Origin of the sequence: Nonomuraea sp. LPB2021202275-12-8 (assembly GCF_037044575.1) — a bacterium.
Lineage (GTDB): Bacteria > Actinomycetota > Actinomycetes > Streptosporangiales > Streptosporangiaceae > Nonomuraea.
Genome location: NZ_JBAHWD010000004.1, coordinates 309,293 through 322,980, shown reverse-complemented (window position 1 = coordinate 322,980; position 13,688 = coordinate 309,293). Strand labels below are relative to the sequence as shown.

At 70.3% G+C, this 13,688-nt stretch carries 16 protein-coding genes; 10 read left to right on the top strand and 6 right to left on the bottom strand.

Annotation, left to right across the window (positions count from 1 at the left end; translation table 11 throughout):
* Nucleotides 1–110 precede the first annotated feature (110 nt).
* Nucleotides 111–1,349 (top strand): alkyl sulfatase dimerization domain-containing protein, encoded by a 1,239-nt coding sequence (locus tag V5E28_RS10105; RefSeq protein WP_336206172.1) that lies wholly within the window; start codon nucleotides 111–113, stop codon nucleotides 1,347–1,349.
* A 35-nt stretch (nucleotides 1,350–1,384) separates the two neighbouring features.
* On the opposite strand, the gene V5E28_RS10100 is transcribed toward V5E28_RS10105, so the two are convergent.
* Nucleotides 1,385–2,065, bottom strand: coding sequence for an SDR family oxidoreductase (locus V5E28_RS10100; protein WP_336206171.1), 681 nt, complete (start codon nucleotides 2,063–2,065; stop codon nucleotides 1,385–1,387).
* Between the two features lie 168 nt (nucleotides 2,066–2,233).
* Here V5E28_RS10100 and V5E28_RS10095 point away from each other — a divergent pair, with 168 nt between their 5' ends.
* Complete coding sequence (locus V5E28_RS10095; RefSeq protein WP_336206170.1) at nucleotides 2,234–2,851, top strand: TetR/AcrR family transcriptional regulator; 618 nt, start codon at nucleotides 2,234–2,236, stop codon at nucleotides 2,849–2,851.
* Between the two features lie 63 nt (nucleotides 2,852–2,914).
* Here V5E28_RS10095 and V5E28_RS10090 read toward each other — a convergent pair whose 3' ends face one another.
* The 3 genes from V5E28_RS10090 to V5E28_RS10080 form a co-directional block, all read right to left on the bottom strand.
* Nucleotides 2,915–3,820: a class I SAM-dependent methyltransferase gene (locus tag V5E28_RS10090; RefSeq protein WP_336206169.1), complete on the bottom strand. Its 906-nt coding sequence runs from the start codon at nucleotides 3,818–3,820 to the stop codon at nucleotides 2,915–2,917.
* Between the two features lie 157 nt (nucleotides 3,821–3,977).
* Nucleotides 3,978–5,192: an aminotransferase class III-fold pyridoxal phosphate-dependent enzyme gene (locus V5E28_RS10085; protein WP_336206168.1), complete on the bottom strand. Its 1,215-nt coding sequence runs from the start codon at nucleotides 5,190–5,192 to the stop codon at nucleotides 3,978–3,980.
* Between the two features lie 94 nt (nucleotides 5,193–5,286).
* Nucleotides 5,287–6,204: a carbohydrate kinase family protein gene (locus tag V5E28_RS10080; RefSeq protein WP_336206167.1), complete on the bottom strand. Its 918-nt coding sequence runs from the start codon at nucleotides 6,202–6,204 to the stop codon at nucleotides 5,287–5,289.
* Nucleotides 6,205–6,272: 68 nt separating this feature from the next.
* Here V5E28_RS10080 and V5E28_RS10075 point away from each other — a divergent pair, with 68 nt between their 5' ends.
* From V5E28_RS10075 to V5E28_RS10065, 3 genes are read left to right on the top strand one after another with little or no spacing between them, the layout of a single operon-like run.
* Nucleotides 6,273–6,857, top strand: coding sequence for a TetR/AcrR family transcriptional regulator (locus V5E28_RS10075; protein ID WP_336206166.1), 585 nt, complete (start codon nucleotides 6,273–6,275; stop codon nucleotides 6,855–6,857).
* 56 nt (nucleotides 6,858–6,913) lie between these two features.
* On the top strand, nucleotides 6,914–7,426 hold the full coding sequence (locus V5E28_RS10070) for a hypothetical protein (protein ID WP_336206165.1): 513 nt from the start codon (nucleotides 6,914–6,916) through the stop codon (nucleotides 7,424–7,426).
* Between the two features lie 36 nt (nucleotides 7,427–7,462).
* Nucleotides 7,463–8,101: a class II aldolase/adducin family protein gene (locus V5E28_RS10065; protein ID WP_336206164.1), complete on the top strand. Its 639-nt coding sequence runs from the start codon at nucleotides 7,463–7,465 to the stop codon at nucleotides 8,099–8,101.
* Nucleotides 8,102–8,103: 2 nt separating this feature from the next.
* Here the strand turns inward: V5E28_RS10065 and V5E28_RS10060 are convergent, their stop codons facing one another.
* Nucleotides 8,104–9,672, bottom strand: coding sequence for a DUF885 domain-containing protein (locus V5E28_RS10060; protein ID WP_336206163.1), 1,569 nt, complete (start codon nucleotides 9,670–9,672; stop codon nucleotides 8,104–8,106).
* Nucleotides 9,673–9,694: 22 nt separating this feature from the next.
* On the opposite strand from V5E28_RS10060, the gene V5E28_RS10055 reads away from it, so the two are divergent.
* Nucleotides 9,695–10,930, top strand: coding sequence for a DUF4032 domain-containing protein (locus V5E28_RS10055; RefSeq protein WP_336206162.1), 1,236 nt, complete (start codon nucleotides 9,695–9,697; stop codon nucleotides 10,928–10,930).
* On the opposite strand, the gene V5E28_RS10050 is transcribed toward V5E28_RS10055, so the two are convergent.
* Entirely contained in the window at nucleotides 10,924–11,529 is a 606-nt protein-coding gene (locus tag V5E28_RS10050) for an NAD(P)-dependent oxidoreductase (protein WP_336206161.1), read from the bottom strand. The two genes, V5E28_RS10055 and V5E28_RS10050, sit on opposite strands and share 7 nt — an antisense overlap.
* A gap of 54 nt (nucleotides 11,530–11,583) precedes the next feature.
* Between V5E28_RS10050 and V5E28_RS10045 the strand changes: the two genes are divergently transcribed.
* From V5E28_RS10045 to V5E28_RS10030, 4 genes are all read left to right on the top strand, one after another.
* Complete coding sequence (locus V5E28_RS10045) at nucleotides 11,584–11,934, top strand: winged helix-turn-helix transcriptional regulator (protein ID WP_336206160.1); 351 nt, start codon at nucleotides 11,584–11,586, stop codon at nucleotides 11,932–11,934.
* 147 nt (nucleotides 11,935–12,081) lie between these two features.
* Nucleotides 12,082–12,459 (top strand): roadblock/LC7 domain-containing protein, encoded by a 378-nt coding sequence (locus V5E28_RS10040; protein WP_336206159.1) that lies wholly within the window; start codon nucleotides 12,082–12,084, stop codon nucleotides 12,457–12,459.
* A gap of 4 nt (nucleotides 12,460–12,463) precedes the next feature.
* Nucleotides 12,464–13,270: a hypothetical protein gene (locus V5E28_RS10035; RefSeq protein ID WP_336206158.1), complete on the top strand. Its 807-nt coding sequence runs from the start codon at nucleotides 12,464–12,466 to the stop codon at nucleotides 13,268–13,270.
* A 29-nt stretch (nucleotides 13,271–13,299) separates the two neighbouring features.
* Nucleotides 13,300–13,674: a roadblock/LC7 domain-containing protein gene (locus tag V5E28_RS10030; protein WP_336206157.1), complete on the top strand. Its 375-nt coding sequence runs from the start codon at nucleotides 13,300–13,302 to the stop codon at nucleotides 13,672–13,674.
* Nucleotides 13,675–13,688 lie beyond the last annotated feature (14 nt).

The window sequence follows — 13,688 nt, the reverse complement described above, 5'->3', positions numbered from 1 at the left end:
GCGCCCGAACGTACGAACGGCCGGTGACACCCGTCAAGAGGTCGCAATGGAGACGTGACCTTGCCGTGATCCCTTGCCTAGAACCGCATTCTAGAAGCACAGTGGGATCCATGATTGAGGAGTACGCGGACCGCGTCTGGCGTGGTGAGACCGATGACAGCATCGTGGACATGGGGATGGCGGGAGGGGGCGTCGTCACTATAAGCGAGGGTCTGGGCTGGTGGTCCGGGTTCGGGAACGTGATCACCTTCGAGACGGCGGGCGAGCTTGCGCTGTTCGACACCAGCAGCCCGTTCTCGGCGGCCCAGCTGCACCAGGACGTGCGCGGCTGGAGTCGGGCCCCGCTGACGACCGCGTTCTACTCCCATGGGCACATCGACCACGTCTTCGGCATCGCGCCGTTCGAGGAGTCGGGGCCCAGGCCCACTGTCTACGCCCATGAGGCGGTAGTGGCCCGCTTTGAGCGGTATTTGCTGACAAACGGCTATAACGCGGTCATCAACCAGCGCCAGTTCCAGAGCAGCAAGCTGCGCTGGCCCACCGACTACCGCAATCCCGACGCCACCTACCGCGACGCGCTCACCGTCCGGCTGGGCGGCCTGACGTTCGAGCTCTTCCACGCCAAGGGCGAGACCGACGACGCCACCGTCGCCTACGTCCCCGAGCACAGGCTGCTGCTTCCCGGCGACCTGTTCATCTGGGTGACGCCCAACTGCGGCAACCCGCAGAAGGTGCAGCGCTACCCGCGCGAATGGGTGCACGCCCTGCGCCGCATGGCCGCTCTGGACGCCGAGATCATGCTGCCCAGCCACGGCGCCCCGATCTTCGGCCGCGACCGCATCCGGCAGGCCCTCCTGGAGACGGCCGAGTGGCTGGAGTCCCTCGTCACCCAGACGCTCGACCTCCTCAACGCGGGCGCCAGGCTGGACGAGATCGTGCACGCCGTACGGCCGGCCCAGCACCTGGCGGACCGCCCGTACCTGCGTGCCCGCTACGACGAGCCCGAGTTCGTGGTCCGCAATCTGTGGCGGCTCTACGGCGGCTGGTACGACGGCAACCCCGCCAACCTCAAGCCCGCGCCCGAGGCCGTGCTGGCCCGGTCGGTGGCCGAGCTCGCCGGAGGCCCCCAGGCGCTGGCGGACGCCGCCCTCAAGGCCCTGTCCGAAGGCGACGAGCGCCTCGCCGGGCACCTGGCCGAGATGGCCGCCCTGGCGGCCCCGGACGACCCGGGCGTGCACCGGGTGCGGGCCGAGGTCTTCTCAGCCCGCGCGGCGAACGAGGCGTCCCTCATGGCCAAGGGCGTCTTCACCTGGGCGGCGGCGGAGTCCGGCGACCGAGCCACGCCCTAGGAGCCGGGCACGCGGGCCTGGGGCCTGGACGCGGGTCAGCCCACCGAGGCGGCCAGGCCTCGCTTGACGTTGCGGCTGAACTCGTCGGCGATGACCTCCGCCGCGCCGGAGGCGATCCCGTCCAGAGCGGCCGCGGCGACCAGGAACGGGTCCGTCTTGTCCTCGGGGGCGATGTGGGCGGCCATGTCGGTGTCCATGTAGCCGACGTGCAGGGCGGTGACGTTGATGCCCTTCGGGGACAGCTCCTGCCGCACCGCGTCGGTCATCGCCCAGGCCGCCGCTTTGGCCGCGCTGTAGGCGCCCAGGTGGGCCGCGTGCAGCCAGGACAGCACGGACAGCACGTTCAGGATCCCGCCACCGCCGTTCGCCTCGATGACCGGCGCGAACGCGCGGATCACGCGGAGCGCGCCGAAGTAGTGGGTCTCCATCTCCAGGCGCACCTGGTCGAGATCGCCGCCGACGAGAGCCGCATGGGTGGAGATCCCCGCGTTGTTGATCAGCAGGGTGGCGTCGGAGGCGAGGCGGGCCGCCTGCTCCACCGACTCCTGGTCGGTGACGTCCAGCCGCAGCGGCACCGCGCCGGGCACGTCGACCGACTCGGGCCTGCGCGCGGTGGCGTACACCTTGGCGCCGCGATCGAGGAGCTGCGTGACCAGGTGCCTGCCGAACCCGCGATTGCCCCCGGTCACCACTGCCACAGAACCGTTGATGTTCATGTCATCCCCCTTTTTGTCCCGATTCGTACCCGTTTATCGGGCAAGCTCGTCCCTGTCTGGCTTCAATATGACCGGTCGTCTTAGAATCGTCAAGCGCTCGTACGAGCGGACGACGGAGCGTTTGACAGCCGGTGAGACGACCGGCCATATTGACACCGGAGGTGGGTCATGGCCAGGCGGAGCATGCGCAACGAGATCGTCGAGGCGGCGCTGGAGCAGTTTCACGCGCACGGCTACAACGCAGCCGGCGTCAAGGTCATCACCGACGCGGCGGGCGTACCGAAAGGATCGTTCTACAACCACTTCGACAGCAAGGAAGCCCTGGCCGTCGAGGTCCTGCGGCACTACGGCGAGGGACGCCTGGACAGCCTCGCCGATCCCGGCGTCGCCCCCCTGGCCCGGCTACGCGCGCACTTCGAGCGCCTGCGCGATGAGGTCGTGCGACTCGACTTCACCCGCGGCTGCCTCATCGGCAACTTCGGCGCCGAGATCGCCGACCACAGCGACGTGATCCGCGACACCGTCCGGCACGGCTTCCGGCAATGGGCCGACGCGATCGCCGGCGCCCTCTCCGAGGCGCAGCGCGCCGGAGACCTCCGCGCGGACCTCGACCCCGGCAGCACCGCCCGCTTCCTGCTCGACGCCTGGGAAGGCAGTCTCATCAGAGCCCGCGCCGACCGCTCGGCGGACGCCTTCGACTCCTTCTTCGATCTGGCCTTCACCACTCTGCTCGGCGCACCTCGGACCTGCACCGAACGCCACGACGCCCCCTCCCCGGCGCCATGACCGGCGGATCTTCGACGGAGGTCTCGACGTACGGGAGACGCAGGCGGCGCTCCCGGGAGGACATCACTTTCGAGTAGCGGAGCGCCGGCGGATCCAGCCGGCCGCGCGGTGAGCGACGGGGCCGAGCAGGCTGACCTCTCTGGTCGCCTTCTTCAGCGCCTGGACGGCGTTCCGCGACTCCGCCGTCACCTTCTTCAGCTCCGCCGACGTGCGCCGCAACTCGGCGGTGAGCCGGTCCAGGTCGTTCCCCGGCGATGCGGGCTTCGGCTTCCCGCTCTGGTTGACGCGTACGAGATTTCGATCCCCGAGCACGTCCGTCGTGTGCCACAGATCGGTACGGGACCCGAGCCATTCGAGCAGGCGCCGCTGGACGGGCACCGGATCGCCCCACGTGGCATACAGCTTCTGCGTGCTGATACAGATCGGCGCCAGTCCGAGGCTGGCGACCGCCTCCCAGGCGGCGAGCGCGACGCCCGGCGTGTGCTCGCTGCGGTAGTCGTCCAGGGCGACGATCCCGTCGTCCTTGAGCACGGTCCGCGCCGCCAGGATGTCACCCTTGACATGCGTGTAGAGGTGGGACGCATCGACATGGACGAACCTGCAGGTGTCCGCCTTCACGTGGTCGAGAATGATCGACGTCGGTCCATGCACGATCTCGGGCAGGGTGTCGTGGACGCTCAGGTAGTTCCGCTCGAACTGGCGGCGGGTGAGCGTGGAGTACGACCTGGTGGTCTCGGCATCGTTGTCCGCGTCCGGCGCGTCCGACTCGAACAGGTCGCAGACCGTGAAGGTCTCCTTCTCCCGCACATGAGCGCCGATCAAGACGGCGCTCCTGCCGAGGTACGTCCCGAGTTCGAGGACGTCGCCGGCGGCGCCACCGGACAGGAACCACTCGAACAGGCGCTGGTCGGCCGGCCAGAACCAGCCGGGAATGCGCTCCAGCGCGGCTCCCCTATCTGCTGCGGACATGGCCGGACGCTAACAGCCCTGTTTCCCGGGGCGGGAGAGGGTTTGCCGCATGGCCATCGGGAGGTCGCCGAGAGTTCGGACAGCCGAGCCGCAGGCGGACCTCACAGCCAGAAACCGGACCGAGTGGCCGCGCCCGGCCGAAACTCCGGCTCGCGACTCAGCCGAAGTGGGCGCGGGTCTCCGCGAAGGCCTGGTCGGTGCCTTCCAGGGCGCGGGCCACGTCCTCCTCGGTGTGGGCGGCCGACATGAACCAGTTGTGCCAGGGGTGGATGTAGACGCCGTGCCGCAGGCAGGCGTCGCTCCAGTGCAGCGCGGTCGACAGGTCGGCGTCCCCGTCGAAGCTGAGCCAGGGGATCGTCACCGGCCCCGTCTGGTTCACCACGAAGCCGTGCGCCTTCGCCTGGGCGTAGAGGCCCTCGCGCAGCTGGGTGCCGGCTCGCTCCATCGTGGCGATCCCGCCCGTGTCGCGCAGCGTCTCGATGGTGGCCTTGGCCGCGGCCATGGCGACCGCCGAGAACCAGAACGACCCCGTCGAGTACAGCGACTGCGCGGCGCCGCGCAGCGCGTCCGTGCCGGTGACGGCGGCGATCGGGTAGCCGTTGGCCATGGCCTTGGACCACGCCGTCAGGTCCGGGCGCACCCCGTACGGCTCCCATGAGCCGCGCAGGTCGATCCGGAACCCCGCCCGCACGTCGTCGATCACCAGCGCGGCCCCGAGCCGGTCGGCCAGCGCCCGCGCGCCCCGGGCGAAGGCGGGCTCCACGAGCTCCTGGTCCTCGAACGAGTCGTGCTTGAACGGCGTGACGATGATCGCCGCCACGTCCCCCTCGACGGTGGCGGCGGCGGCCTCCAGCGACTCCAGCGAGTTGTAGCCGAACTCGACCAGGTCCGCCCGCTCGTTGGGGGTGGTGCCCGCGGTGGAGGGGGTGCACCAGGGATCGGCGCCGTGGTAGGCGCCGTGGGCCATGAGCACCTTCGTCCGTCCGGTGGCCGCTCTGGCGACCATCAGCGCCTGGGTGGTGGCGTCCGTGCCGTTCTTGGAGAACATCGCCCAGTCCGCGCTGGGCACGGTGTCCACCAGCAGTTCGGCCAGCTCGACCATCACGGGGCCGGGGCCGTTCAGGCAGTCGCCCCGGGCGAGCTGGCGGGCGGCGGCCTCCTCCACACGCGGGTGCCGGTGCCCGAGCACGACCGGTCCCCAGCTGCACATGAAGTCGATGTACTCGCGCCCGTCCACGTCCCACTGCCGGCAGCCCTCGCCACGTTCGAAGAACTGCGGGTAGCCGGGGGCGAAGATGGCCGCGTTGAGGTGTCCGTACATGCCGCCGGGCACCACTTTCAGCGCCCGCTGACGAAGCTCGGCGTCTGTCATCTGAAAGTTCTCTTTCCTCAGCCGGCGTCTAGGCCGGGGTGGGTTCAGGATCGGATTGATCGGTCGAGGGCGGGTGGCTGGAGGCGTGGAGCGCTCAGGTGAGGAGGGCCAGGGCGGCCGGGAGGTCCGTCAGGCCGGCGTCCGAGCCGAGGCCCGTGGCGACCTGGGCGGCGGCGGCCGTGCCCCAGCGGGCGGCGGTCACAACGTCCTCGCCGTGCAGCAGGCCGGTGATGAACCCGGCGCAGTACGCGTCGCCGCAGCCTGTGGTGTCGGCCACGTCCGTCTTGAGCGCCGGCACCAGCTCGGCTCCCGCGCTGGTCACCACCAGACTGCCCGCCTCGCCCAGGGTGACGATGACGCCGCGCGGGCCGTCCGCCAGCAGAGCCTCCGCCGCCGCGGGAACGTCGGCCGCGCCGGTCATGAGCAGGGCCTGGCTCTCGTTGGGCAGCACGTAGTCCACGTGCGGCAGGAACGCCCGGGCCATGCCGAGCAGATCGGGCAGCTCGGAGAGCAGGTCCATCGTGACGATGACGCCCTGGGCCCGGACGGTGTCGAGCAGCTCGAAGAAGGCCGGGTCCCCGAGGCCGAAGGTGACGTCCATGCCGCCTAAGTGGATGGCGCGGACGCCGCGCAGCGTGTCGGCGTCGAGGTCGGCGAGGGTGACGCCGAGGTTCGCGCCGGGCACGTGGAAGCTGGGGCGCCCGCCGTCGGGCCGGATGGGCAGGATCGAGGCGGCCGTCTGCTCCCCGGCGCGCCGGACCAGCCGGGAGGTGTCCACGCCCCGCTTGGTCATCACCGCCACCAGGAAGTCGCCGAGCTCGTCGTCGCCGACGGCTCCCATCGTGACGACCTGGTTGCCCAGCTTGACCAGGTCCACGGCGGTCCCGGCCGCGGCTCCGGCGGCGGTGAGCCTGATCTGGTCGACCAGAACGGTGTCCTGCCCTTCGGGGATGCGCTCGACGGGCCTGGCGAGAATGTCGACGATGTGCACGCCGACGGTGGCGACGGTCATGGCTCTAAATAGACAGACGTCCGAATAAAAAGTCAATATGCTGGAGCACGTACGAGAGGGGGCAACCGATGCCGAAGATCGTCGACCATGACGAGCGCAGGCGCGAGGTGCTGTCAGCCGCCCGCCGGGTCATCGTCAGGGACGGCATCGACGCCGCCACCACGCGCGCCATCGCCAAGGAGGCGGGCTACTCCAACGGCGTCCTGGCGCACTACTTCGCCGACAAGGACGAGATCCTGCTGTCGGCGCTGCGCCAGTCGCACCAGCGCATCCGCGAGCGCCTGGCCCGCAAGGTCGACGGCGTGTCCGGGCTGGCCGCCCTGCGCGAGCTGCTGCTCGACAACCTCCCCCTCGACGCCGAGCGCACCCAGGAGACGCGCCTGGAGGTGAGCTTCTGGAGCCGCAGCCTGGCCGCCGAGCGCCTCGCCGAGGTGCAGCGCGCCGAGGCGGCAGAGCTGCGGGCCGCCGTGCGCGACCTGCTCGCCCAGGCCAGGGCGGGGGGCGAGCTGTCGACGGACCAGAGCCTCGACGACCTGGCCGAGCAGCTCCTCGCCCTGGTCGACGGCCTCAGCCTGCACCTGCTCCTCTACCCCGACCGCCTGCGCCGGGTGGATCTGGAGCGGCTGCTCCTGCAGTTCGTCGACCGGCTCTGACCTCGATCGGCTTCACCTACGGCATTTCCGGTCAGAGCCGGATAGCATGCCCCACCATGAAGAGACGGGCGAAGATCGTCGACATCGCGCTCGCGGTGACCGTGGTGGCCGTCCTCGTGCCGCCCGCGCCCGCGCACGCGGCCCGGGGTTACATGATCAAAAACGTCTCCACCGGCGCCTGCCTGGGTGTCACCAAGGACATCTCACCACGCAAGATGGGCTACTTCCTGCACGCCTACAACTGCGACCCCTTCTCCAAGGCGTTCCGCTGGACGCGCACCGCGCGTTCGCAGCTCGCCAGCGTCGGCTCCGGGGGAAAGCAGTGCGTCAGCGCGCCCAGGCGCACGCCCGAGCGCTCGGTCGTGCTGGTCCGGCGGTGCGGCTCCGACCTGGAGCGCCAGCGCTTCACCTTCCCGACCGTCAGGCGGCGGCTCGGCGGCGACTGGCTCCAGATCAAGTGGAAGGGCCGGCTGAAGGACACCTGCCTGCTCGCCGGCTACCGCAACGAGGTCTTCGGCGTGACATGCGAGCCCTCCGGCACGAACCAGAACTGGGTGCTGGTCAGCTGATTGCTGTATTTCGGACGACCGACTACATTGCCGCGCATGAGCCTCCGCGAGCAGCTGTGCGAGTACGGCCGGCGTGCCGCCGAGCTCGGCCTGGTCATCGGCACGTCCGGAAACCTGAGCGCGCGTGACGGAGACCGGATCGCGGTGACCCCCTCCGGAGTGGCGCTCGACCGGCTGTCCCCGGAGATGTGTCCCGTCGTCGACCTTGACGGCCATCTGCTGGAGGGCGACCTCCAGCCCTCGTCCGAGACCCCGATGCACCTTGCGGTCTACCAGGCGACCGGCACGCAGGCCGTGGTCCACACGCACTCGGTGTTCGGCACGGTGGTGGCGACCACGATGACCGAGCTGCCGCCCGTCCACTACAACGCGCTGCTGCTCGGCGGGGTGATCAAGGTCGCCACCTACGCGACGTACGGGACTCCCGAGCTGGCGGCCAACGTCCGGGCGGCGCTCGAGGGCAAGCAGGCGGCGCTGATGGCCAACCACGGCGGGGTGACCATCGGCGAGACGCTGGAGCAGGCCTTCGAAGCCACCCGCCTGCTGGAGTGGCTCTGCGAGGTCTACGTGCGCGGCCTCGGCGTGGGCAGGCCGACGATCCTCACCGATGAGCAGCTCGGGGCCGTGCTGGAGCGCGCGCTCAATCCCCCGCGGTTCCCTCGCCGTCCGTCCTGAGCTCAGAGGTTGACGGCGGCCTCCGCTAGGCCGAGAGGCAGCCCACCCGAGCCCGCGATCTTGTCGTGGAACGACTTCAACGACCCCTGGTACGACTCCCGGATGCGGTCGATCTCGATGGCGCCCGTGAGGTACGACGGCGCCTGCGTGGGCCAGGCGCAGTAGCGGTTCACCTCGCCCTGGGCGGTGCCCGGCGACAGGGACGCCTTGGTGGCCATGAACGTCTCGGCCTCCTCGATCGTCATGTCGTCGCAGTGCAGCGCCGTGTCGACGACGATGCGGGCTGCGCGGAAGATGCGGCAGTCGAGGTGCGCCAGCTCGGTCGCGGGCGTGTCGAAGTAGCCGTGCTCGTGCAGGAGCTTCTCGACGTAGAGCGCCCAGCCCTCGGTGAAGTACGGCGTGCGGAACACCTTGCGCACCTGGCGGGGATTGCCCGCCATGTACGACAGGTGCCAATGGTGTCCCGGGTAGGCCTCGTGGACGGCGATCGAGGGCATCGCGGCGCGGGAGTTCGTCCGCAGGCGCTGCCGTACCTGCTCGTCGGTGAAGTCGTCGGGCGTGTAGGGGACGAAGAAGACGCCGGTGCGCGAACTGCTGAGCGGCGGCGGCGCGAGGTAGTGGGCGACGGACAGGATCGGCCGGGTGTAGACGGCCGACGGGAGCACCAGGCACTCCTCCCCCTCCGGGAAGGTGACCAGGTCGCGGAAGCGGACGAAGTCGCGGGCCCGCCGGGTCTCGGCCTCGTACTCGGCGCGCATGTCCGCGAGCGTGGCGGGGTGGTCGTCCATCAGGGACTCCATCGCGGCGCGCCAGTCGTGGGAGCCGTTCAGGCTGCGCGCGACCTCGCGCATCCGCTCGTCGACGGCGTCCCAGGCGGCCTGGCCCTTGGCGTGCAGCTCCGCCGCGCCGTACCCGAGAAGCTCGCGCTCGCGCAGCAGCGTGGAGTAGAGCCGCTCCCCCATCCGCCAGGTGCCGCCGCACCGGAAGCCGTCGAGGAAGGAGACGAGCTCGTCGAACGCGGCGGCGGCCGGTTCGGCGGCGTCGGCGAGCCGAGCGCGCAGGACGGGGTCCTCGACCATGGACGGGATGGTCTCGGTGAGGAAGCGGCGGCCGGTGCGCGCCTGCCCGAGCCCGCGCTGGACCAGCAGCGGCGCGGCGAGGCCGGGGTCGAGGTTGGCGCGGCAGGCGGCGAGCACGCCGGGCACCTCGGCCAGCCGGGAGAGAGCGGCGGCCACCAGCTCGGGCTCGGGCTTGAGCCGCTGCTGGAACGGCGTGTAGAGGCCGGTGAAGAGGGTCGAGAGGTAGACGGCCGGATCGCGCCGCCAGGCGGGCCAGGCGGCGGCCGCGATGGAGCCTCTGAGCTGGGACAGGACGAGGTCCCGGTCGATCACGTCGTCAGGCGTCGGGGTGTCGGCCGCGGACAGCCGCTCCAGCCAGCTGATCTGGTCCCGTTCGCGGGCGGCGAAGGCGGTGGCGGAGAAGTCGCCGAGCGTGTGGTCGTAGCCTTCGGCACCCAGGTTCGCGGCCGTGACAGGGTGTCCAGAAAAGTACCACTTGAGAAACTCGTCCATCGGTGCACAATATCCTGGTCAAATGCCCCTTCAGATCACCGGCGCACTAGGCGATTCCGAACTGATCCGGCTCCCCTGGGAGCTCCCCCTGGAACAGTGGCCGCAGCGCCACCTGGTCGATCTTCCCCGCGGCATCTCGCGGCACGTGGTGCGCTTCGCCAGGCTCTCCGGCAAGGTCTACGCGATCAAGGAGATCAGCGAGCGCTACGCCAAGCGGGAGTATCAGCTCCTGTGGGACCTCGCCAGGCTGGACGCCCCCGCCGTGGAGCCGGTCGCCTACGTCACCGGCAGGGACGAGGGCCTCGACGCGGCGCTGATCACCCGCCACCTGCAGTTCTCGCTCCCCTACCGGGCCGTCATGTCCGGCACGCTGCGGCCCGACACGCTCACCCGCCTGCTGGACGCGCTGGCCGTGCTGCTCGTGCGGCTGCATCTGAACGGCTTCTACTGGGGCGACTGCTCCCTGTCCAACACGCTGTTCCGCAGGGACGCCGGGGCGTTCGCCGCCTATCTGGTCGACGCCGAGACCGGCGAGATGCACCCGATGATCAGCGAGGGCCAGCGGCTGGGCGACATCGACGCCGCGCACACCAACATCTTCGGCGAGATGCTCGACCTGGAGGCGGGCGGCCTGCTGCACCCGTCGATCGACCCGATGGACACCGCCGAGGACGTGGTCAACCGCTATCACCGGCTGTGGAGCGAGATCACCCAGGACGAGATCATCGAGGAGGTCGACTGGCACCGGGTGGAGCAGCGGATCCGGCGGCTCAACCTGCTCGGGTTCGACGTGGCGGAGATGATGGTGCGGCGCAAGGTCGGCACCGGGCGGCTGATCGTCCGGCCCAAGGTCGTCGACTCCGGGCACCACCAGCGGCGGCTGCTCCGGCTGACCGGCCTGGATGCCGAGGAGAACCAGGCACGGCGGCTGCTGAACGACCTCGACGGGTTCAGGGTCGCCAAGGGGCTGCGGCACGAGGACGAGGCGATCGTGGCCCACAGGTGGCTGGCCGAGGTCTTCCAGCCCACGCTCGCGGCCATCCCCGCTGAGCTGCGCGGCAAGCTGGAGACCGCGCAGCTCTTTCACGAGATCCTGGACCACAGGTGGTATCTGTCGGAGGCGGCCGGGGCCGACGTGGGCCTGGACGCCGCGGTCAAGTCGTACGTGGGCAACGTGCTGGTGCACAAGCCCGACGAGAAGGCGCTGCTGCCGGACGAGCCGGGCGGGCTCGACTTTCAGCCGGACGAGCCTCAGTAGGCGACGGATACGCGCCGGCGCGGGTGCTCGGCCTTCTCCACCTCGTCGGCGACCGCCACCGCGAAGTCCTCGGCCGAGATGCGGCTGCGGCCCTCGTCGTCGGTGAAGACCTCGTCGCCGCCGAGCCGGTAACGGCCCGTGCGCTCGCCCGGCTCGATCACGACGGCCGGGGAGAAGTAGGTCCAGTCGAGGTCCTCGACCTGGCGGTAGAGGCGGAGCGCGGCCCGCTGGGCGGATGACTCCGGATGGTAGGCGCGCGGGAAGTCGGGGGTGTCGACGAGGTCCACGCCGGGCGCCACCTGGAGACTGCCCGCGCCCCCGACGGTGATCAGCCGGCGCGCGCCGGCGTCGCGCACGCCGTCGATGAGCGCGCGGGTGGAGGCGAGGAACGGCGCCTCGGGCTCGGAGCCGTCGCGCGGCGGCGCGATCGCGGAGATCACCACGTCGTAGCCCCTGGCGAGCGTGGCGGCGTCGGCCACATGGCCCTTGACCGGGCCCTTGGTGCGGCTTACGCCGGTGACTTCGTGGCCGCGGCTCTGCAGCTCGGCGGCGATGCGCTGACCGACCATACCGGTCGCGCCAAAGAGAAGGATCTTCATGACCTCGATGCTATCCGTTGGATACTGGTTACTTCACCGTGCTATAAGTACCTTATGGATACCGGTGACGTGTTCGACATGAACTGCCCCACCCGGCTGGTCCTGGACCGCATCGGCGACAAGTGGTCGGTGCTGGTGGTGCTGAGTCTGATCAAGGGCCCGATGCGCTTCACCGAGCTCCGCGCCCGGATCGGCGGGGTCACGCCCAAGGTGCTGACGCAGACCCTGCGTGCCATGGAGCACGACGGCTATCTCACCCGCGAGGTCTTCGCCGAGGTGCCCCCGCGGGTGGAGTACACGCTGACGGATCTCGGCCGCTCCCTGCACGGGCCCATCTCCGTGGTGGCCGAATGGGCCGAGCAGAACGTGAATCAAATTCTGCGACATCGCGAACAGTTCGCATAAATCACGGAAATCTCCGTCGCGGTAGGGTTTTTCTTCGCCTCGGCCATATACATCTTTATCCCGGTGCGACTCCCGTCTTGTCGGCTCATTCGGCCCTCATGCGTCACTCCTAAGCTGTGCCAGTCCAAGGACGGCGAGGGAGGTCACGTGCTCGGACTCGATGGCTGCCTGACCGAGGTCATGGCCATACCGGGAGCGCTCGACGCGATGCTCGTGGACCACACGAGCGGCATGGCCGTGGCCGTGAGCGGGCCACCCCAGGGCGTGGACGCCGGAAATTCGGCCGCGGCGCTGACGGAGACCCTGCGCGCGACCGTGGACGGGCTGGCACGCTCCTGCCCGGGGAACACGGTCCGCGTCGACGACATGCTCATCACCACCGACCAGGGCCATCACCTGCTCAGGCTGCTGGACACGCTGTTCGAGGGCCCGCTGGTCATCTACGTGCGCCTGGACCTGGAACGGTCGAACCTCGCCCTCGCGCGGTACCGCCTGCGCGCCATCTCCGCCCAGTTGCTGGCGTGAAGCCATGCCGCCGCTCGACACACTCCTGGCAGGCCTGGCCCGGGAAAGGTCCACCGGCGCCCTGCGCGTGGGCAGGGCAGGCACCGTCTTCCTCGACGAGGGCCGCGTCACGTACATGGACTGCGCGCAGACACCGGGCGCAGAGCGGCTGCTGGCCGCCAGAGGGCGCATGTCGGAGGCCGCGCTGCGCAGGCTCCAGGCGGACGGGGGCTGCGAGCGGCTGCTCGACCAGGGGCCCGTCACGCTCGGCGAGCTGCAGTACTGCGTGCTGGGTGCCGTCCTGGACGCCGCCTTCTTCCTGCTGCCCACCACCGGGACCAGGCCGAAGTTCCGCCCCGGCGAGCGGCACTGGCTGGGCGGGCGGTGGTACTTCGACGTGCCTGGCCTGGTGCGCGAGTGCGCGCGCCGCCGCGCGCAGCTCGCCCAGGTCTGGCCGGTCGCCGACGTGGACACCGAGCCGGTACGGCCCGCTCCCCGCCTGTCCGGCCGCGGGGTGGCACTCAGCGACGTGCAGTGGGAGATCGTGGTCCGCGCCGACCGCGAGGCCACCCCGCTGGAGCTGGCCAAGCAGCTCGGCAGATCCGGCTACTCGGTCCTGCTCGCGGTGCGCAGGCTGGCGGCGGCCGGCCTGCTGGTCACCGGCGAGCAGACCGCACCGCTGCCCAAGCGGACCAGGCGTGCCGAACCCCAGCAGGATGGCGCCGCCGGTGCGCGAGCGTCCGGCGGGCCGCTCGGTCCCACGGTGAACGCCGACCCCACGGACGTCGAGCTGCTGCTGCGGCTCAGGAAAGCGCTGGAGGAGCTGTCGTGAGGTTCCCCTCACGCAGGAGGAGGCCATCGATGGAACTGCGACAAGAGGTGCTCAAGGAGATGGTCCTGCTGCGCGAGCGCGCGCCCGACGTTAAGGGCAGCGTCGCCTCCACCGTCGACGGGCTGGCTGTCGCCTGTGACCTGACGGGCGACAGCGGCGAGCACGTGTCCGCGCTGGCCGCGGCGCTGCTGGGCATGAGCAGGCGCATGATGATCTTGGCGGGGAGAGGCGATCTGGAGGAGACGCTCATCTCCGGTTCCGCGGGCTACGCCGCGTTCTACGCCGCGGGCCCCACCATCGTCCTCACAGTCTTGGCCGAGCCCGGCGCGAATCTCGGGCTGCTCCGGCTGGAGGGCCGCAAGACCGCGTCCGCGGTGGCCGCGGTGGCACTGGGCAAACAGTGATCGTTTCTGATCGG